General features: G+C 69.7%; 18 protein-coding genes. 5 read left to right on the top strand and 13 right to left on the bottom strand.

From position 1 onward, the window contains the following. Positions 1-32: 32 nt before the first annotated feature. The 3 genes from M2421_RS14330 to M2421_RS14320 all read right to left on the bottom strand — a co-directional run bounded on the left by M2421_RS14330 (position 33) and on the right by M2421_RS14320 (position 4,020). Entirely contained in the window at positions 33-1,139 is a 1,107-nt protein-coding gene (locus M2421_RS14330; protein WP_259207861.1) for a ribonuclease H-like domain-containing protein, read from the bottom strand. Continuing rightward, positions 1,136-3,616, bottom strand: coding sequence for a DEAD/DEAH box helicase (locus tag M2421_RS14325; RefSeq protein WP_259207857.1), 2,481 nt, complete (start codon positions 3,614-3,616; stop codon positions 1,136-1,138). The genes M2421_RS14330 and M2421_RS14325 overlap by 4 nt, the downstream gene beginning before the upstream one ends. Positions 3,617-3,720: 104 nt before the next feature. Next, complete coding sequence (locus M2421_RS14320; protein WP_259207854.1) at positions 3,721-4,020, bottom strand: hypothetical protein; 300 nt, start codon at positions 4,018-4,020, stop codon at positions 3,721-3,723. A gap of 99 nt (positions 4,021-4,119) precedes the next feature. On the opposite strand from M2421_RS14320, the gene M2421_RS14315 reads away from it, so the two are divergent. Then, on the top strand, positions 4,120-4,806 hold the full coding sequence (locus tag M2421_RS14315; RefSeq protein ID WP_259207852.1) for a hypothetical protein: 687 nt from the start codon (positions 4,120-4,122) through the stop codon (positions 4,804-4,806). Positions 4,807-4,892: 86 nt separating this feature from the next. Next, a complete protein-coding gene (locus M2421_RS14310; protein ID WP_259207849.1) occupies positions 4,893-5,369 on the top strand; it encodes a hypothetical protein in 477 nt (158 codons plus the stop codon). 21 nt (positions 5,370-5,390) lie between these two features. Here the strand turns inward: M2421_RS14310 and M2421_RS14305 are convergent, their stop codons facing one another. The 9 genes from M2421_RS14305 to M2421_RS14265 form a co-directional block, all read right to left on the bottom strand. Beyond that, positions 5,391-7,226, bottom strand: coding sequence for a hypothetical protein (locus M2421_RS14305; RefSeq protein ID WP_259207846.1), 1,836 nt, complete (start codon positions 7,224-7,226; stop codon positions 5,391-5,393). Continuing rightward, positions 7,223-9,385 carry a DUF4175 domain-containing protein gene (locus tag M2421_RS14300; RefSeq protein ID WP_259207845.1) on the bottom strand — a complete coding sequence of 721 codons (2,163 nt, stop codon included), beginning with the start codon at positions 9,383-9,385 and terminating at the stop codon, positions 7,223-7,225. Before M2421_RS14300 ends, M2421_RS14305 begins: the two co-directional genes overlap by 4 nt. Then, positions 9,382-10,503, bottom strand: coding sequence for a BatA domain-containing protein (locus M2421_RS14295; RefSeq protein WP_259208223.1), 1,122 nt, complete (start codon positions 10,501-10,503; stop codon positions 9,382-9,384). The genes M2421_RS14300 and M2421_RS14295 overlap by 4 nt, the downstream gene beginning before the upstream one ends. A gap of 2 nt (positions 10,504-10,505) precedes the next feature. Next, entirely contained in the window at positions 10,506-11,402 is an 897-nt protein-coding gene (locus M2421_RS14290) for a DUF58 domain-containing protein (RefSeq protein ID WP_259207843.1), read from the bottom strand. 8 nt (positions 11,403-11,410) lie between these two features. After that, on the bottom strand, positions 11,411-12,394 hold the full coding sequence (locus M2421_RS14285) for a MoxR family ATPase (RefSeq protein WP_259207842.1): 984 nt from the start codon (positions 12,392-12,394) through the stop codon (positions 11,411-11,413). 63 nt (positions 12,395-12,457) lie between these two features. After that, positions 12,458-13,159: a DUF4159 domain-containing protein gene (locus tag M2421_RS14280; protein ID WP_259207839.1), complete on the bottom strand. Its 702-nt coding sequence runs from the start codon at positions 13,157-13,159 to the stop codon at positions 12,458-12,460. 7 nt (positions 13,160-13,166) lie between these two features. Further along, positions 13,167-14,501, bottom strand: coding sequence for a TldD/PmbA family protein (locus M2421_RS14275; protein ID WP_259207836.1), 1,335 nt, complete (start codon positions 14,499-14,501; stop codon positions 13,167-13,169). A gap of 21 nt (positions 14,502-14,522) precedes the next feature. Beyond that, positions 14,523-16,157, bottom strand: coding sequence for a TldD/PmbA family protein (locus M2421_RS14270; protein WP_259207834.1), 1,635 nt, complete (start codon positions 16,155-16,157; stop codon positions 14,523-14,525). Between the two features lie 57 nt (positions 16,158-16,214). Next, complete coding sequence (locus M2421_RS14265) at positions 16,215-17,843, bottom strand: TldD/PmbA family protein (protein ID WP_259208221.1); 1,629 nt, start codon at positions 17,841-17,843, stop codon at positions 16,215-16,217. A gap of 142 nt (positions 17,844-17,985) precedes the next feature. On the opposite strand from M2421_RS14265, the gene M2421_RS14260 reads away from it, so the two are divergent. After that, positions 17,986-18,612: a class I SAM-dependent methyltransferase gene (locus M2421_RS14260; protein ID WP_259207833.1), complete on the top strand. Its 627-nt coding sequence runs from the start codon at positions 17,986-17,988 to the stop codon at positions 18,610-18,612. 333 nt (positions 18,613-18,945) lie between these two features. Here M2421_RS14260 and M2421_RS14255 read toward each other — a convergent pair whose 3' ends face one another. After that, entirely contained in the window at positions 18,946-22,662 is a 3,717-nt protein-coding gene (locus tag M2421_RS14255) for an indolepyruvate ferredoxin oxidoreductase family protein (RefSeq protein WP_259207831.1), read from the bottom strand. A gap of 160 nt (positions 22,663-22,822) precedes the next feature. On the opposite strand from M2421_RS14255, the gene M2421_RS14250 reads away from it, so the two are divergent. Continuing rightward, positions 22,823-23,473, top strand: coding sequence for a tetratricopeptide repeat protein (locus M2421_RS14250; RefSeq protein WP_259207829.1), 651 nt, complete (start codon positions 22,823-22,825; stop codon positions 23,471-23,473). A gap of 115 nt (positions 23,474-23,588) precedes the next feature. Further along, complete coding sequence (locus M2421_RS14245; protein WP_259207828.1) at positions 23,589-24,503, top strand: AEC family transporter; 915 nt, start codon at positions 23,589-23,591, stop codon at positions 24,501-24,503. Positions 24,504-24,665: the final 162 nt, after the last annotated feature.

Here is a 24,665-nt window from a genome sequence, read left to right as displayed (position 1 = left end):
GCGTTACGCAGCGTCAACGCCCGGGCGCCGGGTCAATCACCCGCCAGCGCCAGCGTCTCCCGTTCACGCCGCTCCTCTTCCACCAGCCGCAGCATCAGCAGCGACAACGTCACCACGTCCTGGTGGTTGTGCTCGGCCACGCGGCGCAGGTTCACCGCGCTGCCGCCACGCAGGTAGTTCAGCCACGCCCCGGGTGCTTCGGCGCCGGGCAGGTCGTCCTCGCGCACGATCTGCAGCAGCTGGCGTTCGATGGTGGCCAGGCGGCAGTTCTCCCAGGTGCCGCGGTAACGGCGGCGGGTGGGGAACAGCAGGTCCACGTGGTCCAGCGGGGTGATCGGGCAGCGCTGCCGGGCCAGCCGATAGCGCGTCTTGAGCAGCGGGGCGTCATAGCAGCGGCCGTTGTAGCTGGAGAACACCGTGCCTGGCTGCAGCCACCCGGCGAACTCGCGCAGCATCGCGGCCTCGGCCGCCATGGTGGTCATCAGCAGTTGGCGGATGCGCAGGCCGTCGCCCTGTTCGGGATGGGCGTGCCAGTCGGCCGCGCCGATCATGAAGGCGCGGGTGCCGGTGCCACCGGCCAGGCCGGTGGTTTCGGTGTCGAAGAACAGCAGGTCGCGCGGGTGCACCTGTTCGCCTTCGCGCCTGGCGAAGGCCAGCGACAGCGCCTGGGTAGGCACCGGCTGCGGCAGGAAGGACTCGATCATGAACAGCCCCGGGGCGATTTCCTCGCCGGGGACGTGGCGGTCATGCGCGTTGGCGCGCGGCTTGGCCGGCGCGGCCGCGGCGCCGCGCTCGCGCAGGCCGAGCAGCCGATGCAGGCCGCCCACGTCGGGTCTGCGCAGGGCCGGTGCGGGCGCCGTCGCTGCGGCAACCGGGGCGGCCCCACCGGTGGGTTTGTGGCGGATTTCCTGCTCGACCCAGGCGAACACCGAGGACGGCGCGGGCGTGCGGGCGCGGGCGTCGTTGGCGGCGGGGGGAAGCGACCCGGTGGATGGGCCGGGGCCTGCCGACCCACGCTCGGCGACGGCCGTGGCCGCCACCGGCCCAGCGGTCGCCGCTGCCGGGTCACGGGCAGGCGCGGGCGTGGCATCGCCCGCCTGCCGGCGCAGCAGGCGCAGCTTGTCCAGGCTCAGGCTCACTGCGGCACCACCTCGGCCTGCGTGCGCGCAGGCGTGCCCGCCGCCGGCAAGGCGTGTGCGTCGAACAGGTCCAGCACCTTCAGGGCCAGCGCGCGGGGCGTGGTGGCATCGTCTTCCTGGCCGGCGAGCACCGGGCCCACGCAGGCCGGGCAGCCGGCCTTGCAGTCGCAGCGCTGCACCAGTTCGCGCGCGCGCAGCAGCAGTTCGGCCTGGCGCAGCCACAGCGGTTCGCTCAGGCCCACGCCGCCGGGGAAGTTGTCGTACAGGTACACGGTGGGCACGAACTGCTGCTGCAGTTCGATCGCGCTGGCGTCGAATTCGGCGCCGCGCAGCTGGCCGCGGCCGCTCTGGTCGGCCACCGCGAACCACGCGCCATCGCCATTGCCCACGGCCTTCTGCAGGTCACGCGCGTCGGCCATCACCGCCACGGTGGCGACGATATGCAGCGCGTAGGCCGCGCCGAGGAAGCCATCCAGCGCTTCCTGCTTGCTGTCGAACGCGGTCAACAGCAGCGCCTGCGGCAATTGCCACCACACTGCGGTGGTGTGCAGTTCCTGGTCCGGCAGGTTGACCGGGCCGTAGCCGATGTTCTCGTGGGTGTAATAGCGGATCTTCTTGTAGCCGGCCACGCGCCGCACCACGTGCACTTCGCCGTGGTGGGAATCGCCCCGACCGGCGATGCAGCCGTCGAAGCGATCAAGCACCTTGAGCTTGGTGAAGTCGATGCTGTCGGTGTAGTAGTCCACGTGGGTGCGGGTGACGTAGGCCTTGCGGCCGTCCCAGTCCAGCCGCTCCACCTGGTAAGGGGTGGACTGCACCATGTGGATGGCCCCTTCGTACAGGGTGAGCGCGGCAGCGGAGTAGTCCACCTCGGCGATGATCTGCTGCTTGCCGTCGCTGCGGTCGACCACCACGAAGTTGCCGTCGGCCACCGAGCGCAGGCTGACCGCATTGGCCGGGTAGCTGTCGGCGATCCACTCCCAGCGGTCGCCTTCGCGGTGGATCACCTCGGTTTCGGCCAGTGCTTCCAGGAACACCAGCGGATCGATCGGGCCGAACGGGTCGCCGGCCAGGAACGGCAGCTCGAAGGCCGCGCAGCGGATGTGGTCGAACAGGATCAGCGGCTGGTCCGGGGCGGTGCGGGCATGTTCGGGCGAGGCCTCGGCGAAGAAGTCCGGATGGCGCACCACGTACTGGTCCAGCGGCTGCGAACTGGCCACCATCACCCCCAGCGCCGGCTGCTGGCGGCGCCCGGCACGACCGAAGCGCTGCCAGGTGGCGGCCACGCTGCCGGGATAGCCGTTCAAGACGACCACGTCGAGGCTGCCGATATCCACGCCCAACTCCAGCGCCGACGTGCTGACGATGCCGTCGATCAGCCCGGCACGCATGGCGCGCTCGGTCTCGCGGCGCTCGGTGGGCAGGTAGCCGCCGCGGTAGGCGCGGATCCGCGCGGGCTTGCGCGGGTCGTGGTCGAAGATGTCCTTGAGGTACTTGGTGAGCACTTCGACCATCAGCCGGCTCTGCGCGAAGATCAGCGTCTTCAGGCCGGACTTGATCGCGATGCGGGCGATGCGGTTGCTCTGCGAGCGGGCAGACGCGCGCAGGCCGAGATCGGCGTTGACCACCGGCGGGTTCCACAGCAGCACGTGCTTGGGCCCGCTGGGCGCACCGGATTCGGTGATCGCGGTGACCGGGGCTTCGATCAGTGCCTCGGCATGCGCCTGCGGATTGCCGATGGTCGCCGAGCACAGGATGAACTGCGGCTCCACCCCGTAGAACGCGCAGATCCGCTTGAGCCGGCGCAGCACGTTGGTGACGTGGCTGCCGAACACGCCGCGGTAGGTGTGCACCTCATCGATCACCACATAGCGCAGGTTCTCGAAGAACTGCGCCCACTTGGTGTGATGCGGCAGGATCGCCTGGTGCAGCATGTCCGGGTTGGAGACCACGATGTCGCCGTGCAGGCGGATCGCCTGGCGCGCATCGCCCGGCGTGTCGCCGTCGAAGGTGAAGGCCTTGACCCCGAGGTCGCCGGCGCGGTTGAGCTCGAGCAGTTCGGCCACCTGGTCCTGGGCCAGCGCCTTGGTCGGGAACAGGTACAGCGCCTTGGCCTTGCCCTGCATCGCCGCGCTGACCACGGGCAGGGTGTAGCACAGCGACTTGCCGCTGGCGGTGGGGGTGACGATGGCCACGTGCTCGCCGCGCTGGGTGGCCTCCCAGGCCTCGGCCTGGTGGCTGTACAACTGCTCGATCCCGCGCGCCTGCAGCGCCGCGGTCAACGCGGCCGGTACATCGGCGGGAATCGGTGCATAACGGCCCTCGCGAGCGGGAATCGTGAAGCTGCCGGTGATGCGGTCGGCATAGCGCTGCTGCAGGCGCGCGGTGAGCAGCGCGCCGTTGCGCGAGGGCAGGCCGTCGGTGGTGGACAGGCGGCGCTCGGCGTCTTCGGTGCGCTTGGCGAGTTCGTAGGCCATGGGGACGACGGTCTGCAAAGGACGCTATGGAATCACAGACGGGTCTCAACGTTTGAGACACGCCGCGGCGGCGGCATGAATGATTCAGCGCCGCCGTGGCCGGATCAGGAGCGCTTGGCGCCCTTCACCGCGGCATCGATGGATTCCCGGATGCGCTTGATGTCGTTCTGCCCGGCGTCGACGTATTTTTCCACGCACCGGAAGTGTTCCTTGACCTCGCGCTGGTAGCGGCTCTGGTCCGACGGCGTGTTGCTGGAACTTTTGCGCGGCGGCGCGCAGCGTGGCGCCGGGTAGCGACTGCTGCTGAGGTTGCTGGGGCCGGACACCGCCCACGCGGCACTGCTGTGCACCATTGACGCGCTGGACACCAGCGCCATGGCTACCACCATTACGACACGCGACATGGGCGATCCTCCTGGAAAGTCGCAGTATAGGCACCGGCAGCCCGCGCTCGAACGGGAACGCGCGGCTTGCCCCCCCCTTCCATCGGAGCCTGCCCGCGCATGACGCGTCTGCTTTTTCTCATTGCCCTGTCCACCCTGCCCGGCACCGCGCTGGCGCTCGACTCCACCGATGGCGGCAGCTGCCGCAATGGCGCCTTCCCCGCCGAACAGAGCGACTTCGCCCTGGCCACGGTGAGCGGCGACACACGCCTGTATCTGCTCGGCGACCTCGACGGCTGCCCGGCCAAGGGCGAACCCGCCTGCCGCCAGCGCAGCTACGTGGTCCGCGGCGACACGCTGATCACCGGGCGCACGCTGGGCGGTTACCGCTGTGGGTTCTTCCCCAACAACGTCGGCGGCAGCGCCGGCTGGGTCGATGTGCGGCGCCTGCAGCCGCTGCCGGCCCGCGCCGCACCGACGCTGCGTGACTGGGCCGGGCAATGGCACGATGGCGACAACACCCTGGAGATGGTGGTGCAGGACGGTCAACTGGTGATCACCGGTGCAGCCTTCTGGCCGTCGGCCAAGCCGACCGCGCAGCGGCCCTACGGGCCCAACCTGGGCCAGATCGACGCCGTGGCACGCCCGGTCGGCGCGGTGCTGGACGCCATCGACAAGGACGACGCGTCCTGCACCCTGCAGGCGCGCTGGCTGGGCGACTACCTGATCGTGACCGACAACAGCGAGTGCGGCGGCATGAACGTGCGCTTCAACGGGGTCTACCGCCGTGACACGGGCCGACGTTGAGCGCAGCTGAACCGCAGCAGCAGGTCCTCTACGATTTCTGACACCTGCCTCCGTATGCTTGGCCGCAGCACGCAACGGGCAGGGACATGGCGGTGGCACTGAGTGGATATCAATCTATAGCCCTGGCCGGCCTGCTGGTCGCCGGCGGCGCGCACGCACAGCAGGCGGAACCGCCGCTGGAGCCGACCGTGCCGCCGCCGACGCAGGCGCCGGCGCAGGTCACCACGCTGGGCGAAGTGCGCGCGCTCAAGCCCGAGGACGATCAGCCGCTGGACCTGTACCGCTACAAGAGCCCGGTGAAGGTGGAATCGAACCGCTTCAGCCGCTCGTGGAGCGAACCGCCCAGCCCCGAGCAGGTGAGCATGAGCGGTGGCTACCTGATGATGGGCATCAATTACGGGCTGGGCAAAGCCGCGCAGGGCCTGCACAAGCTCACTGGCGGGCCGGACCAGATCCAGTCCGCCGTGGCGCGCCCGCCACCGGAGTTGAGTGCCGAGCAGCAGCGCCGCGCGCAGGAATTCTGTGCGCAGCAGGAGGACTGCGTGGTGCCGGCGGGGCGATAGCCGGTTCGCCCACCGCGCACGTCAGGGGGCAGGCGAGGGCGTCCGCGGCCGCCAGCGCTCCAGCCACCACAGCAGCCCGGCCACCAGCACGAACGCCAGCAGCCAGGGCCAGCGCGGGCCGGGGGCGTTCACGGTGCCCGATACTGCACTGCCCGTCGCATCGCGCACCAGCAGGGCATTCGCCTCGCGTTGCTGCTGGCGGTACAGCGCCGATGCACCGGCCGGATCGAATACGTAGAACGCCTGCGTGATGTCGCCCTGCTGCACCTGGTGCCAGCCGGCCTGCTGCGGCCAGTAGCCGGCGCAGCGGTCGGTGCCGGTGGCGGGATCGATATGCAGCGGCACCGCGATGCCGGTCGGACCACGCACCTGTGCAGCGGCCGGGACATTGCACAGTGCCACGCGCTCCCCCGCCCACGGTATGGGTGCATCGATACGCACCTGGGCGGCGTTGGGCAGCGGTCGTGCCACGCTGGCCAGCACACCGCTCCACAGTTCGGCATGGCGGTCATCGCGGCCGGACAGCACCAGCCGGTAGCTGTCGGTGACCGGCAGCAGCGCCAGCCGACCCTTGCCTGCGCCGCGCCAGCTCCCGACCGGTTGGCCCTTGCCATCGTGCAGCAGCGCGGAGGCATCGGTGGCGCGCAGTGGGAACTGCTCCAGCACCGGCACGGCGGCGCTGTGCGAGGCAGCATCGGCCTCATCGATGTACGTCGTGGTCTGCGTCGCCGGACGCTGCGGTCCCCGGCGCGCCTGCAGCAGCGCCGCATCGGCATCGGCTGCCAGGTGCAGCGGTGCGCGTTGGCTGTTACCGACGACGGTCAGCCACCAGCCGCGCAGCGCCTGGCGTGCACCGTCGCCGAGCGGCCCGCCGGTGCGTACCAGCACACCCAGGCCATCGCGCAGCGCGTGCTGCACCGCGCTGCGCTGGGCGGCACCGAGGGCGGGCAGGCTGCGTTCGTCGAGGATCAGCACATCGGTGGCCGCCAGCCGCGCGGCGGTGAGTGCCACGGGCGCGTCGCCGAGCGCGACGCCGCCGCCAACGCTGGCCTGGGCCTGCACGTCCAGCCCGGTATCCACCGCCCAGCGGCGCAGGTACTTCAGCTCCGGGCCGGGGGCGCCGGCGAGGATCAGCACGCGCGGGGCGGGTTGGTCGAGCGTCTGCAGCGGCACCGGCACGCTGTCCACCGCGTGCCGGCTGGCATCGAGCAGGCGCAGGCTGAAGGTGCTGCGGCCGCTGGCACGCGCCACACCTTCCAGGGCGATGCTGCCGTCGCTGCCGAGCGCACCGCGATCGACCACGACCCCGGCCGGATCGAGCAGCTCGGCGCTGGCGCCGGCAACGCCCTGCGCGCGGGCATGCACGTGGAATACGCTGCCCGGCGCGGTGAGGGGCGGCGCCTGCAACGCACGCCAGCCGCGCGGTGGCGCCGGCTGCAGCAGCTGCACCTGCCCGGGCAAGGCGGTGTCGCGGTCGCGCGCCGGCAGGCCATCGCCAATGATGCGCAGCGACTGCGTGCCCGGATGCAGGCGCAGCGCGGTGGCGAGGTCGGGGACGACCGTCGCGGTGGGCGGCGCGGCCTCCGGCAGGGCGACGAGGGTGTCGCCGCGGGCAGGCGACCACTGCACCTTGTCCGCCGCAGGGGTCAGCACGGTCAGCCGGGTGGCGCGCGCCTGCGTGAGCGGCGGCGCCAGGGTCACGTACAGCAGCACGCTGGCGGCGCACTGCAGCACCAGCAGTGCGGCCAGGTGCAGGCCCTTGCGGCGCGGCCCACGCCGTTGCTGCCAGAGCAGGCGCGCGCTGCCGATCACCGTGATGGCCAGCAGCGCCAGCGCGATCCAGCGTGGCTCGATCATCGCGCCCCCTCCAGTGCATCCAGATACGACTGCCCCATCCGATCCGGCGCGGTACGCCGGAGCACCTGCGGGGAGGGACGCAGCAATGCGCGCCACAGCTGCGCACGCAAGGTCTGTCGACACGCGCCGCAGTCCGGGGCGATGCGCAGTTCCTCGATCGCCGCGGCCAGGCTCAGCGGGTCGGGCAGGCGCGTTTGATTGCGGCCCAGCCATTGGGTCAGCGCATCCAGATCGGGCACCGCGTCGGTTGCGCCCAGTTGCTGCCATACCGCCACGATGGCGGTATCCGGTGCGTCCATGGCACGGATCGGCAGCGTGCGGCTGGCCAGGTCGCCGCGGTCGCCGCGCATGCGTCGGCCTTCGTCGATCGGAGGCAACTCCGGGCCGACGCGCGCCAGGTAGATGCGCTCGGCCTGCTGCACCTGCTTGATGAAGGCCAGCGCCTTGTTGGCATAGGGCAGCGCGGCCTCGGGGCGGCCCTGGCGCAGCTCGCCCTCGGAAGACCACATCTGGTCCAGCGCGGCCTTCAGCGTGGCGCGGGTCTGCGGGTCGAGCAGCGTGGCGGCTTCGGCGTGGTCATGGGTATGGCCATACTCGGACAGCACGTCGGTGGCGCTGCCGAACACCGCGGGGCCCTCGGCCGGCGTGCTGCCGTGGTCATGCGCGTCGTGGCCGGCCTGCGCGTGATCGGCCGCGCCGGTAGAGGCGTGGTCGTGGTGATCGTCGGCCGGCGTGTCGCTGGTGGGCAGCGCATCACTGGTCGGCGGTGGCTTCGCACCGCCCTCGCTTTCCTCGCCGAGGAACTGGCCGTAGCGCAGGCGCAGGATGCGCTGGTCCACGCCGATCGCGTCGGCGCGCTTGATGAAGTCTTCCGGCGGCAACTGCCGGCGCAGTTTGATCAGCGCTTCGGCGTCGATGATGATCTGGCGCTGGCTGCGGAAGTACGCCGGCAGGGTTTTCTTGACCATGCCCTCCAGTTCGGCCCCCTGCACCTGCTCGGCGCTGGGCAGGCGCAGGATCAGGCTGCTGCTCTGCGCGGTCTGCGGGGCGGGGGCGTGGTTGTCGCGCACCTGCAACTGCGCGATCACATCGTTGCCGGGCTCGGCACCGAGCGCGGCCAGGTCCAGCGTGCGCGCGAAGCGGCGCAGGGTGGCCGTGCCGTTGCCGGCCAGGGTCACGGACTGTTCGCGGAAGGTGACGTTCTCGCCGCTGCCCTGGGCCAAGGTGATCTTCAGCGTTGCCTCGGTGGCGACGCCGTAGTCGTCACTGGCCTCGAACTGCAGGGCCCACTGGCGCTGGCCCGGCGCGCCCGGCACCAGCGTGCGGTCCGGCACAATCACGCGCACGTTGGGTGGCTGGTCGGGCAGTACATCCAGACGGTACAGGCGTTGTCCGCGCAGCGCCGGTTCGGTGACCACGCGGTACAGCGCGGCACGGTCGGCGTTCCCGGTGCCGGTCCATTCCTCGCCATTGCGCACCAGCGCCAGGCGCCGGCCATCGTGGAACTGCAGGGCGACCTGCGTGGGCTGCGCGGAAAAGCGCAGCGACCACTGCAGCCGGCTGCCCTGTGCGACCTTGGCATCCAGCGTGCCCTGCACGCGGGACGGCTGGCCGGTGTAGGCCGGGGCGGTGATCGTCAGGCGCGCCGAGTGCAGGTGCGGCGGCAGCGTGGCCGTAGCGGGGGCGCGCGATGCCAAGGCGGGCATCACGCTGCCACCGCCGTTGCGCGGCCAGCCCAGCGCCAGTGCGATCACCGCCAGTCCCAGCAGCCACGCCAGCGCCATCCAGCGACGTGGCCAGCGTGGCCGCAGGTCGGGCATGCGTGCCTGCAGTGCGGCAGTGACCCGCGCCTGCTGGCGCTGCTGCAACGGATTGAGCGTGGCCGTATCGGCGAAAAGCAGGTCCGCGCTGTCCTGGACGACGCGATGGGTATCGAGCTGGTGCACCAGCCACTGCCGGTCCAGCCGGCGTCCGCGCCGGGTGGCGAGCGCCACGCTGGCCAGCAGGGTGAGCAGCAGCGTCACCGTGGCGATATCGACGCCGCCCAGTCGCAAGGCCAGCGCGGTGGCGGCCAGGGCCAGCGGCAGCACGACCAGCAGCGTGGCCCACCACTGGCGCCGTCGCGCGCGCTGCCAGCTACGCTGCAGCACGGGGTTCATGCCTGCGCCCCGCGGCGTGCCGACGTCGCCAGCCAGCGTTCCAGCGCGAACAGCAGCACGATCAGGCCGAGCAGCCACGGCACGAGGTCCAGCGGCTGCGGCGGGGGTGCATCAGCGCCGGTCAACGGTGCATGGGTCGCGGCGGCCACCCACTGCGGCGCGGCGGGGGGGCGTGCAAGGGTGAGCAGCTGCCGTGGGAAGGCGGGGTCCTCCAGGAGCGGCACCGCAGAAGGGGTCAGCGCGCCATGGACGCGCAGGAGGCGACCCTGGCCGACGCGGCGCTCGCTGATGGCCGCCTGTCCCTGCGCATCGCGCAGCACCACCGTTTCGGCAGGCGCGCGCGTTCCGGCCTGCGTGACCAGCACCGTACCGCCCCCTTCCAGCCATGCCTGCCACGTTGGCGGCAGCGGCGCGGCGGACACCCACACGCCGATCTCGCCCTGCACCGGCGCTGCGTCCGTGGCGGCAACCAGGGGTTGGCCGGACCACGCGCGCTGCACCGCATCGAGGACGCGCCGGGCCGGTGCATCGGGCGCTCCGCCCAGGCGCAGTCGCGGCGCGCTGCTGGATGCGTCCGGCGCGGCTGGCGTGGTGCGTGCGATGGGGCGCCACTGCACCGGGCGCGACAGGCGCGGGCGCTGCGCATCGGCGCCTGTCAGCGGATCAGGCACGTAGACGGTCAGCGGCGCGCCAGCCGGCAGGGTCTGGTCGAGTTCCCGCAGCAGGCTGGTCAGCGGCTGCGCGGCCGGGGGTGCCGGCGTATCTGTCGAGGCAAACCCGGGGGCCAGCCAGCGCCAGTCCGCTTCCGGTTGCTGCGCGCGCAATGCGGCGGCATCCAGACCGGGCGCCACGGCGATCACCGCGCGGGTATCCGGCGCACTGCCCTGCAGTATCGGTCGCGCCAGCAGCAGGGCCAGCGCAGCCAGCAACAGCAGACGTAGCAGCAGGAGCGGCCATTCGTCGAAACGGACGCGCTGGCGCGGCCGTACCTTGGCGCGCAGCCAGCGCAGCGCGGCGAACTCCAGCGGCGCGTACTGCTGGCGGCGCGCCAGGTGCACCAGCAGCGGCACCAGCCACGCGGCCAACGCCAGCAGACCCAGCGGGAACAGCAGCGCCAGGTTCATGCGCCGCTGCCCGGGCCGAACAGCAGCCGCAGCGGTGCATCCAGCGGCTGGTCCATGTAGCCGACCGCATGCGCAATGCCGCTGGCGTGCAGCCGCGCCTGCAGCGCGTGCTGTGCCTGGCCGAAGCGCGCCAGGTAGTCGGCGCGGAGCGCGCGGCCATCGCCGAGCAGCTCCACACCGGTTTCCGGATCGCGGAAGCGATGGCCGTCGGTGAACGGAAAATCGCGTTCGTCGGCACTCAGCAGTTGCAGCTGCAGCACCTCGCGGCGGCCGGCGGCCAGGCGTTCCAGCAGCACGGTGCCGGCCTCGTCGAAGCCATCGCCGAGTGCCACCAGCAGGTCACCGGCCTGCACGCGCTCCCAGACCGGGCGCAGCACGTCGACCGCCGGCCAGCTGCCCTGCGCCTGCAGCTGGCGCAACAGCAGGTGGACGCGGTCGCGCTGGCGTGGGCCGCTGCCGGCCGGCACCAGTTGCACGCCGTCGCCGTTGACCGCGATCACGCCAAAGCGGTCCCCCTGCTGCAGCGCCAGTTCGACCAGGCACGCGGTGGTGGCGCAGGCCTGGTCCAGGCGCGACCACTGCGGCCGCGCGCGATCATGCTGCGCGGCCGATGCGGTGGCATCGATCAGCACCCAGGTGGTGATCGGGCTTTCGCGCTCGGACTCGCGCACGAAGAAGCGGTCCGACCGTGCATACAGCTTCCAGTCGATCTGGCGCAGCTCGTCCCCCGGCTCGTAGGCGCGGTACTGCGCGAACTCCAGGCCGGCGCCGCGGCTGCGGCTGGCGTGCTGGCCGATGCCGTGCGCGCCGCGCGCACGCCGCGGCAGCAGCCGCAGCGCCTTCAGGCGGCTGCGCACATCGGCGGGGATGGCGATCGGGGCGTGCGGGGGCATGCGCAGGCTCAGGCCGGGAACGGCACGGCCTGCAACAAGGCGGCGATCACATCGTCAGCGCCTTTCTGCTCGGCTTCGGCGGCGAAGGACAGCAGCAGGCGGTGACGCAACACCGGGGCGAGCAGCGCCTGCACATCCTCGCGGGTGGCGGCGAAGCGGCCCTGCAGCAGGGCGCGGGCCTTGGCGGCCAGCACCAGCGACTGCCCGGCACGCGGGCCGGCGCCCCATTTGATCCAGTGGTTGATCGCCTGCGGCGCGGTGGGCCCCGGGCGACTTGCGCGCACCAGCCGGGTGATCCAGGTGAGCACGTCGTCGCTCACATGCACCTGGCGTACCGCCGCCTGCAGGGCCAGCACGTCCTCGGCATCCATCACCTTGGGGACCGTGCCGCTGGCGCTGCCGGTGGTCTGCAGCAGGATGTCGCGCTCTTCCTGCTCGCTCGGGTAATCCACCCGCACGTGCAGCAGGAAGCGGTCCAGCTGGGCTTCGGGCAGCGGATAGGTGCCGGCCTGTTCGATCGGGTTCTGCGTGGCCAGCACGAAGAACGGCGCCGGCAGCGTGTAGGTGGTGCCGGCATAGCTCACCGTGCGCTCCTGCATCGCTTCCAGCAGGGCGGCCTGGGTCTTGGGCGGGGTGCGGTTGAGCTCGTCGGCCAACAGCAGGTGGGTGAAGATCGGGCCCTGTTGGAAGCGGAAATGGCGATGCCCGGTGCCGTGGTCTTCCTCCAGCAGTTCGGTGCCGAGGATGTCGCTGGGCATCAGGTCCGGGGTGAACTGCACGCGCCGGAACTGCAGCTCCAGCGCCTGCCCCAACGAGCGCACCAGCAGGGTCTTGCCCAGCCCCGGCGCGCCTTCCAGCAGGCAGTGGCCACCGGCGAGCAGGCCGATCAGCAGCTGCTCCACCACCGCATGCTGGCCGACCACGGCCTGGCCGAGCGCGGTGCGCAGCTGCTGCAGCTTGGGAAGAAGGGCATCAAGGCGGTCGTTGGTCATAAGGCACTCGCAGAAAAACGGTGTAGAGCCACGCCATGCGTGGCTGAAAATGCAGCAAGGCAGCTAGCTGCTCAACGCGTACATCACGATGTTGACCGCGAAACGGGTGTTGTCCTCGGCCAGGAAACGCTTGTTGCGCCAGTCATAGTCCCACTCGCAGCCATAGTCCTTGTTGCTGTAGAGCACGCCCAGGCGGCCATCCACCTCGATGCCCTTGAGGTAGTCATGGACCAGGTCGTCGCCCCAGCCATTGAGTTCGAACCCGGTGGCCGGTGGGCCCTCGGGGAAGCGGAAGAAACTGCGGTACAGCGCATGGTTGTTGGGCAGTTTGTTCAGCGCCTTGGGGCCGAACAGCCTGGCCATCTGCGCTTCGAACGATTTCGCAAACAGCCCGTCGATGTCATGGTTGCAGTCATCCACGAACACGAAGCCGCCATTGCGCACGTAACGCACGAAGTTCTGCCGTTCGGCCGCGTTGAACTCCACCAGCTTGTGCCCGGCCAGGTAGCAGAACGGGGCGTCCAGCATGCGCGGGTCGGACAGGGCGATGACATGCTCGGTCGGGTCCACGCGCAGGGAGGTGTAATCGATCAGCGAGGTGATCACGTTGGACGGCATGCGCGCATCCACGTCCCAGTCGCCGGAGTCGTACTTGAGGCGGGTGAACCAGAAGTCGTAGCGACCGGCCTGGGCGCGCGCCAGTGAGGGCAACGCCGCGAACGCGGCGCTGCCCAGCATCAGGCGCAGGAACTGCGCGCGGTTCATCCGTGCATCAGACCGCGTCGGAGAGCGAGGTGAAGGTGAAATCGCGCAGCTTCATCGGCGGAATCATCATCACAAAGTTCGACTCGTCACCGGCCACGCGCACCGGCTTGCCCAGTTCTTCGATGTTGTTGAGCATGATCACCGGCGACTCGTTGAAGCGGAAGTTCTTGACCGGGTACTTGATCTGGCCGTTCTCGATGTAGAAGGTGCCGTCGCGGGTGAGGCCGGTGAGCAGCACGGTCTGCGGATCGACCATGCGGATGTACCAGGTGCGGGTGACCAGGATGCCCTTCTGGGTGCCGCGGACCAACTCGGCGGTGCTCTTGTCGCCTCCGCTCATCAGCAGGTTGCCCGGGCTGGCATTGGCGGTCTTGCCCTGTTTCTGCGCCCAGAACCGCGAGTACTCCAGGTTGGCGACCTTGCCGTTCTCGATGATCGGCAGCTTGGTGCGTGGCATGCCTTCGCCGTCCCACGGCAGCACCGGCGCATCCGGGTGCCACGGATCGGCGTGCATGTTCACGCGCGGGTCGTAGACCTGCTCGCCGAGCTTGTTGCCGCCGCCCTTCCTGGACAGGAAGCTGCGCCCTTCGTCAGCCGAGCGTGCGCTGAAGAAGTTCATCATGAAGCTGATCAGGCCGGCGGCCGCGGCCGGCTCCAGGATCACCGTGTACTTGCCCGGTTCCAGCGCCTTGGCTTCCTGGGACTCGGTAGCCTTGCGCATGGCGATCTGGATGTCCTGGTCGGCCTTGAAGTCGGCGGCATCCTTGAGGTTGCGGCCGACCCAGCCCGAGCCGCGGCCGTCTTCGGTGCGCACGGTGCAGGTGTAATCGAAGTTGGTGCTGCGCTGGTAGCCGAAGTTGCCGTTGCTGTTGGCGGTGGCGTAGAAGCCCTGGCCGTCTTCCAGGAAACCAGCGGCGATCAGGCCGTGACCACGGCACGGCGCGATCGAATCGGCGGCGACCTTGGCACGGAAGGCCGGATCGATGGCGGCGGTGGAGGCGCTGAAGGTCGGGCTGGGGGTGTAGGTCTGCTTGCCGATGGCCGGCATGAACTCCGGGTTCTCCGGGGCCAGGCGGGCCAGGTCTTCGGCGCGGCGCACCACGCGCTCCAGCGCGGCATCGTCGAACTCGTTGATCGAGGCGGTGCCCACGCGCTTGCCGAAGGCTACGGTGACGGCCAGCTCGGTGTTGTCCACGATGCCGCTGGTGGAGACGTTGTTGAGCGCGAAACGGATGTTGCCGTTGATCGAGCCGGCCAGCACGGCGGTGCACTCATCGGCCTTGGACAGCCCGATGACCTTGTCGAGGATGGCCTTGGCCTGGGCTTCGGTGAAGATACTCATGATTCGTAGGCTCCTGACCGGTCAGCCGAGGCTGCGCGCGGTGTTGATGACGTTGATGCCGTTGAAGCGCGCGGTGGACGAGCCGTGCGAGACCGCCGAGACCTGGCCCGGCTGGCCCTTGCCGTCGAAGAACGAGCCGCCCAGGCGGTAGTCGCGCTCATCGGCCACGGCGCTGCAGGCGTTCCAGAACTCCGGCGTGCGGATCTGGTAGGCCACGTCCTCGAGCATGCGGGTGATCTTGCCGTTCTTGATCTCGTAGAAGAGCTGGCCGCCGAACTGGGCGTTGTAGCGCTGCTGGTCGATCGAGAACGAGCCGTCGCCGATGATGTAGATGCCGTTTTCCACGTCCTTGACCATGTCCGCCACGCTCAGCGGGGTCTTGCCCGGCGCCATCGAGACGTTGGCCATGCGCTGGAACTGCACGCTGGACCAGGAGTCGGCGTAGCAGCAGCCGTCGGAGGCGGTCTTGCCGAGGATGTGGGCCTGGTCGCGGATGGTCTGGTAATCCACCAGCTTGCCCTCGCTGATCAGGTCCCAGCGCTTGGTCTTGACGCCCTCGTCGTCGTAGGCGACCGCGCCGAGGCTGCCCGGCTGGGTCTTGTCGGCGAAGATGTTGACCTTGTCGCTGCCGTACTGGAAGTGCTGCTCGCGCTTGTCCAGGGTGGCGAAGCTGGTGCCGGCGTAGTTGGCTTCGTAGCCGAGCACGCGATCCAGTTCCAGCGGATGGCCGATCGACTCATGGATGGTCAGCCAGGTGTGCGACGGGTCCAGGACCAGGTCGTACTTGCCCGGCTTCACCGACGGTGCCTTCAACTTTTCCTGCGCCTGCTTGGCTGCGGCGATGGCGTCTTCCTTCATGTCGTAGGACGCGCTGTAGTTGACCACCCCGTTCGGGGTGAGCACCTTGCCGGCGGCGGCGCCGTCCAGGTACTCGTAGCCCATGCCCATCGGCGAGGACAGGCCTTCGCGGGTGCGGAACTTGCCGCTGGCCTTGTCGATGGCGGTGATCGTCATCGGGGCCCAGATGCGGTGCACGTCCTGGTCGATGTAGGAGCCATCGGTGGAGGCGAAGTACTTCTGCTCGTTGACCAGGAACAGCATCGAGTTGACGAAGCTGGCGCCGGCGGCCAACGCGGCGGCGTTGACGTCCAGCAGCAGGTCCACCTTCTCCTTGATCGGCACGTCCATGGCGTTCTTGCGGATCGGCGTCTTCCAGCTCACCTCGCCCACGCCCGGCGCGGCCGCCAGCTGCACCGGCGCGGTCTGCACGCCGGCATTGGCCTTGGCGATCGCGGCGGCCTGCTGCGCGGCACGCGCCACGTCGGCGGTGCCGAGCTGATTGGTGGCGGCAAAGCCCCAGGCGCCGTTGACGATCACGCGGATGCCCACACCGGTCGATTCGGTGTTGACCACGTTCTGCACCTTGTCCTCGCGGGTGATCACGAACTGGCGCAGGTAGCGCCCGATGCGCACGTCGCAGTAGGTGGCGCCGGCCTGGCGCGCAGCCGCCAGCGCCGCATCGGCCAGGCGCTTCTTCAGCCCCAGGTCGAGGGTGCTGTGCAGCTGTTCGGCGGCGATCACCTTGCCGAAGAACGACGGCACGATCAGGCCGCCTGCGGTAAGCCCGGTCAGGGCAAGGAAGTCACGTCTTTGCAAGGCAGCTCTCCACGTTGGTGTGGGGGGGCGGGGAAACGGCGACGGCCCGGGACAGGTTCATCCCAGGCTGCGCGCGGTGTTGATGATGTTGATGCCGTTGAAGCGGGTGGTGGACGAACCGTGCGAGACCGCCGAGACCTGGCCCGGCTGGCCCTTGCCGTCGAAGAACGAACCGCCGAAGCGGAAATCGCGTTCGTCGCAGATCGCGCTGCAGGCATTCCAGAACTCCGGCGTGCGGATCTGGTAGGCCGCATCTTCGACCATGCCGGTGATTTCGCCGTTGCGGATCTGGTAGTACAGCTGGCCGCCGAACTGGGCGTTGAAGCGCTGCTGGTCGATCGAGTACGAGCCGCGGCCGTGGATGTAGATCCCGTTTTCCACGTCCTTGATCATCTCCGCCACGCTCAGCGGCGCCTTGCCCGGCGCCAGCGACACATTGGCCATGCGCTGGAACTGCACGCTGGACCACGAGTCGGCGTAGCTGCAGCCATGCGATTCGGTTTCGCCGAGCAGGTGCACCTCATCGCGGGTGGCCTGGTAATTCACCAGGATGCCGTCCTTGACCAGGTCCCAGCGCCGGGTCTTGACCCCTTCATCGTCGTAGCCCACCGCGCCCAGGCTGCCGGGGGCGGTCTTGTCGGCGAAGAAGTTGACCCGCTCGCTGCCCCAGCGGTAGCCGGCGGCGCGCTTGTCCAGGGTGGCGAAGCTGGTACCGGCGTAGTTGGCCTCGTAGCCCAGCACGCGATCCAGCTCCAGCGGATGGCCGACGTTCTCGTGGATGGTCAGGAACAGGTTGGAGGGGTCCAGCACCAGATCGTACTTGCCCGGTTTGACCGACGGCGCCTTGAGCTTCTCGCGCGCATGCCGGGCGGCGGCGATGGCATCTTCGACCGGGTCGTAGGAGTCGCGGTAGGCGGTGATGCCGCCGGGCAGGGCGATCTTGCCGCTGGCCTCGCCATCCAGGAATTCGTAGCCCATCCCCATCGGCGAGGACAGCCCGGCGCGGGTGCGGAACTTGCCGGTGGCCTTGTCGATGGCGGTCGCGGTGAACGGCAGCCAGATCCGGTGCACGTCCTGGTCGATGAACGAGCCGTCGCTGGAGGCGAAGTACTTCTGCTCGTTGACCAGGAACAGGGTGGAGTTGATGAAGTTGGCGCCGGCATTGAGCGCGGCGGCATTCAGGCTCAGCAGCAGGTCCACCTTGTCCTGGATCGGCACGGCCATCGCGTTCTTGCGGATGGGGGTCTTCCAGCTCACGTCGCCCACCCCGCGTACCGGCGCCAGCTGCACCGGCCTGCTCTGGACGGTGGCATTGGCACGGGCGATGGCGGCGGCCTGCTCGACCGTGGCCAGCACCGCGGCCGGGGTCTTCTGGTGGGTGGCGGCAAAGCCCCAGGCACCGTTGACGATCACCCGGATGCCGATGCCCGAGGACTCGCTGTTGGTGATGTTCTGCACCTGCGCCTCGCGGGTGATCACCGCCTGGTTGAGGTAGCGGCCGATGCGCACGTCGCAGTAGCTGGCGCCAGCGCGCCTGGCCGCGGCCAGCGCGGCCTCGGCCAGGGCCTTGTTGCGGCCCGCGTCACCGGGCTCGAGCAGCTGCTCGGCGGCGATCAGGCGGGAATGCGGCAGCATCAGGCCCGCCAGGCCCATGCCAGACAGCGTCAGAAACTCACGGCGTTGCACAGCTTGCGATTCCCCGGGTACGGTCGGCGGCAGGTCGCCGGCGACAGTGGACAAGTCCTCGACTTTCGGTGGCCGCCGGCAGTGGCACAAGTGACTGCGGTCATGGTTGGATGGATGCTGTCGAATTCATCTTGAGCCGTCCATGAGCCAGCAGCGGTGGTCAGAAGCCTGCGAACGCAACCGCGACCCGATCCTGGCGGTGCTGCGCCGTCACCTGCATGACCGCCATGCGGCGCTTGAGATCGGCAGTGGCACCGGCCAGCACGCCGAATATTTCGCTGCGGCGCTGCCGCACCTGCACTGGCAGGCCAGCGACCATCCGGACCATCTGCCTGGCATCGCCGAGCGCCTTGCCGCCGCCGCGCTGCCCAACGCACCGGCACCGTGGCCGTTGCAGGCGGTGCTGTCGCCGCAGCCGGGCCTGGCACCGCTACCCGATGCCGTGCCTGCCTTCGATGCGGTGTTCAGCGCCAACACCCTGCACATCATGAGCTGGGCGCACGTGCAGGCATTGTTCGCCGGGTTGCCCGCGGTGATGGCGGACGACGCGCTGCTGTGCATCTACGGGCCGTTCAATGACCACGGCGATTTCAGCAGCGACAGCAACCGCCAGTTCGATGCGTGGCTGAAGGCGCGCGATCCTGCTGCGGGCATCCGCGACGTGGAGGCGGTGGATGCGCTGGCGGCCGCGCAGGGGATGCGGCTGATCGACGACGTGGCGATGCCGGCCAACAACCGGTTGCGGGTGTGGCGGCGTGGAGGGCGGTGATGAGTTGCGCGGTGGGGAGCCGGCCGGTGGTGGGGTTCGGCTGGGGTGTTTGGGGTGGGGGGCGAGTGACGGGTCGGGTTTGCCGGTAGCCGACCAACGGTCGGCTCTACGGTGGGGCCTGCGGTTGGGTTTGCGCGTAGCCGACCAACGGTCGGCTCTACGGTGGGGCCTGCGGTTGGGTTTACGGGTAGCCGACCAACGGTCGGCTCTACGGTGGGGCCTGCGGTTGGGTTTGCGCGTAGCCGACCAACGGTCGGCTCTACGGTGGGGGCCTGCGGTCGGGTTTACGGGTAGCCGACCAACGGTCGGCTCTACCGGCTGCTGGCGTCGCTGTTATGCCACCTGCACGATATGCAGCGCGCGCGGGTTCTTCCATTGCGCCAGCAACGTCGCCTCGCGCGCCTTGGCTTTGTGCAGGTGCGCTTCCTTGACGTGGCCGTAGCCGCGGATGTGTTCGGGGATGCTGGCGATCTCCACCGCCAGGGCCACGCGGTCATCGCTCAGCCCGTCCAGCAGCAGGGCCACGGTCTGTTCGTAGTCGGCGATCAGCTGGCGTTCGCCACGGCGTTCGGCGGTGCGGCCGAAGACATCGAAGCGGCCACCGCGCAGGAACTTCAGCTTCGCCAGCAGGCCGAACGCCTTGAGCATCCACGGGCCGTATTCCTGCTTGATCAGGCGGCCCTGGTCGTCCTTCTTCGCGAACAGCGGCGGGGCCAGGTGGAAGCGCACCTGGAAATCGCCTTCGAACTGCTGCTGCAGGCGACGCTGGAACTCGCCGCTGGTGTACAGCCGCGCCACTTCGTACTCGTCCTTGTAGGCCAGCAGCTTGAAGTAATAGCGGGCGACGGTTTCGGTGAGCGCGGTGCTGCCCACGGCGTCCCACTCGGCCGCCCGCACCTTGTCCACCAGCGCGCGGTAACGCGCGGCGTAGGCGCTGTCCTGGTAATCGGTGAGGAAACGCACGCGGCGCTCGATCAGCTCGTCCAGCGAGCGCGACAGGCGCTCGTCATCCAGCGGCAGGAACGCCACGTCCTCGCCCACGCCATGGCCGGGCAGGCCGCGCAGTTCGCGCTCGTCGCCGGTATCGCGCGGTGCCGCGTTGGCGCCCCATTCGTTGCCTTCCCACTCGCCCGGGGGCAGGTCGTGCAGCGGGCCGGGCGTGCGTTCGGCATCGGTGTGGCTGTTGCGGACCAGGCCGGCGGCCTGCTGCACCGCCTGCGGGTCGACCGCCGCCAGGCGGCCCCAGGCGAAGGCCTGCTGGTTCATCGCCACCGCCGCGCCGTTGAGCTCGATCGCGCGCATCAGCGCTTCGAAGGAGATCGGCACCAGCCCCTGCTGCCAGGCGTAGCCGAGGATGAACAGGTTGGCGGCGATCGCATCGCCCAGCAGCGCGGTGGCCAGCTGGGTGGCGTCCAGCAGCATCGGCTCGCGGCCGCCCAGCGCCACGCGGATGCCGGCGATGATGTCCGCCGCCGGGAACTGCATGTCCGGGCGGGTGGTGAACGTACCGGGCATCGCTTCATAGGTGTTGAGCACCACCTGCGAGCGCTCGGCGCGCACCTTGGACAGCGCCCAGTAGTCATTGACCACCACCATGTCGCAGCCCACCACCAGGTCGGCTTCGCCCGCGGCGATGCGCACGGCGTGGATGTCCTCGGGCGTACGCGCGATGCGGATGTGGGTGGTGACCGCGCCGCCCTTCTGGGCCAGGCCGGTCTGGTCGAGCACGCTGGCGCCCTTGCCCTCCAGGTGGCCGGCCATGCCCAGCAATGCGCCGATGGTGACCACGCCGGTACCGCCGACGCCAGTGATCAGGATGTTCCAGGGCTGCTCGAGCGTGCTGCGGAAGGTCGGCGCCGGCAGGTTGTCCAGCAGCGCAGTCTTCGCACTGCGCTCGCCCTTGCGCGGCTTGCCGCCGTGCACGGTCACAAAGCTGGGGCAGAAGCCGGTGGTGCAGCTGAAATCCTTGTTGCAGTTGGACTGGTCGATGTCGCGCTTGCGCCCGAACTCGGTTTCCTTCGGCAGCACCGACACGCAGAAGCTCTTCTGCCCGCAGTCGCCGCAGCCTTCGCAGACCAGCGAGTTGACCACCACCCGCTTGGGCGGATCGACCAGCTTGCCGCGCTTGCGGCGGCGCCGCTTCTCGGTGGCGCAGGTCTGTTCGTAGATCAGGATGCTGGTGCCCTTCACCTCGCGCAGTTGTTTCTGCACCGCGTCCAGCTCGGCACGGTCATGGAACTCCACGCCCTCCGGGAACAGCTCGCGCTTGTTCCACTTGCCGATCTCATCGCTCACCAGCACGATCGTCTGCACGCCCTCGGCGCGCATCTGGTGGGCGATCTGCGGCACGCTCAGGGTGCCGTCCACCGGCTGCCCGCCGGTCATCGCCACCGCGTCGTTGTAGAGGATCTTGTAGGTGATGTTGACCCCGGCGGCGATCGCCTGGCGGATCGCCAGCGAGCCACTGTGGAAGTAGGTGCCATCGCCGAGGTTCTGGAATACGTGCTCGGTCTCGGTGAAGGCGGCCTGCCCGGCCCAGGTGACACCTTCGCCCCCCATGTGGGTGAAGGTGTCGGTACTGCGGTCCATCCAGGTGACCATGTAATGGCACCCGATCCCGCCCAGCGCGCGCGAGCCTTCCGGCACGCGGGTGGAGGTGTTGTGCGGGCAGCCGGAGCAGTAATGCGGCACGCGCGGGAAACTGGCGCGCGGCAGGGCCAGCTCGGCTTCCTTCTCATCCATCCAGCGCAGGCGCTGTTCGATGGATTCATTGCTGACGCCGCTGGCGTGAAGCAGGCGCTGGATGCGACGGCCGATCACCCCGGCGATGGTGGCCGGGGTGAGTTCGTTGGTGGAGGGCAGGATCCACGTGCCCGCCTCGTCGTACTTGCCGACGATCGACGGACGCGGGCCGGCACTGGCTGGCCAGTTGTAGAACTGCTCCTTCATCTGGCGCTCGATGAAGGCGCGCTTCTCCTCGACCACCACGATGTCTTCCAGGCCCTGGGCGAAGCGCGCGATGCCCACCGGCTCCAGCGGCCAGGTCATGCCGACCTTGTACACGCGGATGCCGATGTCGGCGCAGGCCTGCTCGTCCAGGCCCAGGTATTCCAGCGCCTGCAGCACGTCCAGGTAGCTCTTGCCGGTGGTGACGATGCCCAGCCGCGCGCGCGGCGAATCCATCACCACCCGGTCGATGCCGTTGGCGCGCGCGAATGCCTGCGCGGCCTTGACCGCGTAGCGGTGCAGGCGCATCTCCTGGTCCAGCGGCGGGTCCGGCCAGCGGATGTTGAGGCCGCCGGCCGGCATCTCGAAGTCCTCCGGCAGCACGATCTTCCGCGCGAACGGGTCGACCTGCACCGAGGCCGAGGACTCCACGGTCTCGGCAATGGTCTTGAAGCCGATCCAGCGCCCGGTGTACCGGCTCATCGCCCAGCCGAGCAGGCCCATGTCCAGGATGTCCTGCACGCCGGCCGGGTTCAGCACCGGCATCATCGCGCTGACGAACTCGTCTTCGCTGCCGTGTGGCAGGGTCGAGCTGCGGCAGGCGTGGTCGTCGGCGGCCAGCGCCAGCACGCCGCCGTGCACCGAGGTGCCCGCGGCATTGGCATGCTTGAACACGTCGCCGCAGCGGTCCACGCCGGGGCCCTTGCCGTACCACATGCCGTACACGCCCTGGACCTTCGCGCCCGGGAACAGGTTGGTCTGCTGGGTGCCCCAGACCATGGTCGCGCCCAGGTCCTCGTTGAGGCCGGGGGTGAACTTCACCCGCGCCGCCTCCAGGTGCTGGCGCGCCCGCCACAGCTCCAGGTCGAAGCCGCCCAGCGGGCTGCCACGGTAGCCACTGATGAAGCCGGCGGTGTCCAGCCCGGCGGCCTCGTCGCGCAGCCGCTGCATCAACGGCAGCCGCACCAGCGCCTGCACCCCGCTCAGGTAGATGCGGCCATCGGTACGGGTGTACTTGTGGTCCAGCGTGTAGCTGGCGTCCAGGCCGCCGGCATCGGGCCGGTTGGCGGAGGAGGGCGAGGTGAGTTCGGCGGTACTGGTCATGGCTGGCCCGGGAAGTCGGCTGGCACGGCCGCAGCGAACACGACCGGAAAGGCGCGGATTGTAACAGTGGTGCTGAAATGGCCCTGGGCACTCGCGCCCGGGCGCACGCTGGGGTTAGGATCGGACCGGGAGGTTGTTGTGACAACCCGGGGGAGTTTGCATGGCAGTGGCAAGACACAGGCTGGCCGGCGTGATGCTGGCGGCTGGATTGATGGTGGGGCAGGTGGACATGGGGATGGCGGCGCAACCGCTGCCGGCACTGCAGGAGTTCTACTTCGACCAGGACGCGGCCGCCGTGCCGGTGGTGGTGGTGCCCGGCAACGGCGCCGACTTGGTGGAACAACTGATGAAGCAACGCGAGCGCGGCCGCAAGGCGCTCGATGCCACCGTGCAGCTGGCCGGCGTGGCGATCGCCCAGGGCCGCCCGGAGCTGGGCCGCAGCCTGTACGAGGAAGCCCTCGGCAGTGCCGCCGCCACCACGGCCACCGGGCGTACGGTGCGCTGGAATTACGGCTGGGACCTGTTCCGGCTGGGTGAGGTCGAGCCGGCGCTGGCGCAATGGAACAGCGCCCAGGCCGGGATGCGCGGCAATGCCGCCTGGGTGCCGCCCACCTACGCACTGGCGCTGTGGACGCTCGGCCGCAAGGACGAGGCGGTGCGCTGGTATGCCGCCGCGGTACGCACCGAGCCGCAGCAGTGGAGCGACAGCAGCCACTACGCCGCGCTGCTGCCGAGCTGGCGCGACAGCGAGCGCGCCACCCTGGCCGAGGTGCAGCAGGCCTGGGCGGCGCAGCCGCCGGCCTGGCCCTGATCCGCGGGCGGGCCGTCCAGTGCGGCGCCCACGTGGCGGGTCGCCTCGCGCGGTGAGCACCGGCGTCGACCCAGGTCGCCGCCGGCGCCGCATGCGCCTGGGTTAGGCCGGTCCGATGGCGGTGGATGCCTTCGCGCTGATCCTGGCCATGCTCGGCCTGGGCATGCTGTTCGCGCGCCTGCGCGCGCTGCCCGACAACAGTGCCGAGGTCCTCAACCGCGTGGTCCTGTACGTGTGCCTGCCTGCGGCAGTGCTCACCTACGTGCCGCGCCTGCAGCTGGACCTGGGCCTGGTCGGGCTGATGGCCACGCCCTGGCTGTTGATGCTGGCCAGTTGGGCGCTGGTAACGCTGGCCACGCGCAGTCTCGGTTTCGCCCGTGACGTGCACGCGGTCCTGTTGATCTGCGTCGCCCTGGCCAACTCCAGCTTCATCGGCTACCCGATGGTGCGCGCGCTGCTCGGCGACGCGGCCCTGCCGTACGCGGTGGTCTACGACCAGTTCGGCACGTTCGTGCTGCTGTCCACCTTCGGCCTGTACGTGATCGCGCGGTACAGCGGTGATCGGCCCCCGTCCGCGCGCCAGGTGCTGGCCCGCATCGCGCGCTTCCCGCCGCTCTGGGCGCTGCTGTTCGCGCTGGTGCTGATGCCGGCCCAGCCGCCGCAGTGGATCGGCACGGCGCTCAGGCAACTGGCCGATGCCATGCTGCCGCTGGTGATGCTGGCGGTGGGCCTGTCGATCCGGCTGCGGCTGTCGCGCGCCGAACTGACCCCGCTGGGCGTCGGCCTGCTGCTCAAGCTGCTGGTCATGCCGGCGCTGGCGTTGCCACTGGCCTGGCTGTTCGGGCTGCAGGGCACGCTGCTGCAGGTCAATGTGCTCGAATCGGCGATGCCGACCATGATCACCGCCGCCGCGCTGGCGATCTCGCACCAGTTGGCGCCGCGGCTGGCCGCGGCGATGGTGGGCTATGGCATCGTGCTTTCGCTGGTGACGCTGCCAGCGTGGGCGTGGGTGCTGCAGCACCTTGGATAGGCACCGGTAGAGCCGACCGTTGGTCGGCTGCTCTACCCAGGGCCACCGACAGCGCACAAGAACCGGCAGAGCCGACCGTTGGTCGGCTGCTCTATCCAGGGCCACCGACACCGCACAAGAACCGGTAGAGCCGACCGTTGGTCGGCTGCTCTATCCAGGGCC

The sequence above is a fragment of the Stenotrophomonas sp. BIGb0135 genome, assembly GCF_024810105.1.
GTDB classification, from domain to species: Bacteria; Pseudomonadota; Gammaproteobacteria; order Xanthomonadales; family Xanthomonadaceae; genus Stenotrophomonas; species Stenotrophomonas maltophilia_AB.
This window is presented reverse-complemented; position numbering and strand designations above follow the sequence as displayed.

Excerpts from the sequence above, each read along its gene's own strand:
- M2421_RS14310 (WP_259207849.1), top strand. The coding sequence starts at position 4,893 with ATGGCGGTGGCACTGAGTGGATATCAATCTATAGCCCTGGCCGGCCTG.
- M2421_RS14280 (WP_259207839.1), bottom strand. The coding sequence starts at position 13,159 with ATGAACCGCGCGCAGTTCCTGCGCCTGATGCTGGGCAGCGCCGCGTTC.
- M2421_RS14300 (WP_259207845.1), bottom strand. The coding sequence starts at position 9,385 with ATGAACCCCGTGCTGCAGCGTAGCTGGCAGCGCGCGCGACGGCGCCAG.
- M2421_RS14275 (WP_259207836.1), bottom strand. The coding sequence starts at position 14,501 with ATGAGTATCTTCACCGAAGCCCAGGCCAAGGCCATCCTCGACAAGGTC.
- M2421_RS14285 (WP_259207842.1), bottom strand. The coding sequence starts at position 12,394 with ATGACCAACGACCGCCTTGATGCCCTTCTTCCCAAGCTGCAGCAGCTG.
- M2421_RS14315 (WP_259207852.1), top strand. The coding sequence starts at position 4,120 with ATGACGCGTCTGCTTTTTCTCATTGCCCTGTCCACCCTGCCCGGCACC.
- M2421_RS14320 (WP_259207854.1), bottom strand. The coding sequence starts at position 4,020 with ATGTCGCGTGTCGTAATGGTGGTAGCCATGGCGCTGGTGTCCAGCGCG.
- M2421_RS14305 (WP_259207846.1), bottom strand. The coding sequence starts at position 7,226 with ATGATCGAGCCACGCTGGATCGCGCTGGCGCTGCTGGCCATCACGGTG.
- M2421_RS14325 (WP_259207857.1), bottom strand. The coding sequence starts at position 3,616 with ATGGCCTACGAACTCGCCAAGCGCACCGAAGACGCCGAGCGCCGCCTG.
- M2421_RS14250 (WP_259207829.1), top strand. The coding sequence starts at position 22,823 with ATGGCAGTGGCAAGACACAGGCTGGCCGGCGTGATGCTGGCGGCTGGA.
- M2421_RS14245 (WP_259207828.1), top strand. The coding sequence starts at position 23,589 with ATGGCGGTGGATGCCTTCGCGCTGATCCTGGCCATGCTCGGCCTGGGC.
- M2421_RS14255 (WP_259207831.1), bottom strand. The coding sequence starts at position 22,662 with ATGACCAGTACCGCCGAACTCACCTCGCCCTCCTCCGCCAACCGGCCC.
- M2421_RS14260 (WP_259207833.1), top strand. The coding sequence starts at position 17,986 with ATGAGCCAGCAGCGGTGGTCAGAAGCCTGCGAACGCAACCGCGACCCG.
- M2421_RS14290 (WP_259207843.1), bottom strand. The coding sequence starts at position 11,402 with ATGCCCCCGCACGCCCCGATCGCCATCCCCGCCGATGTGCGCAGCCGC.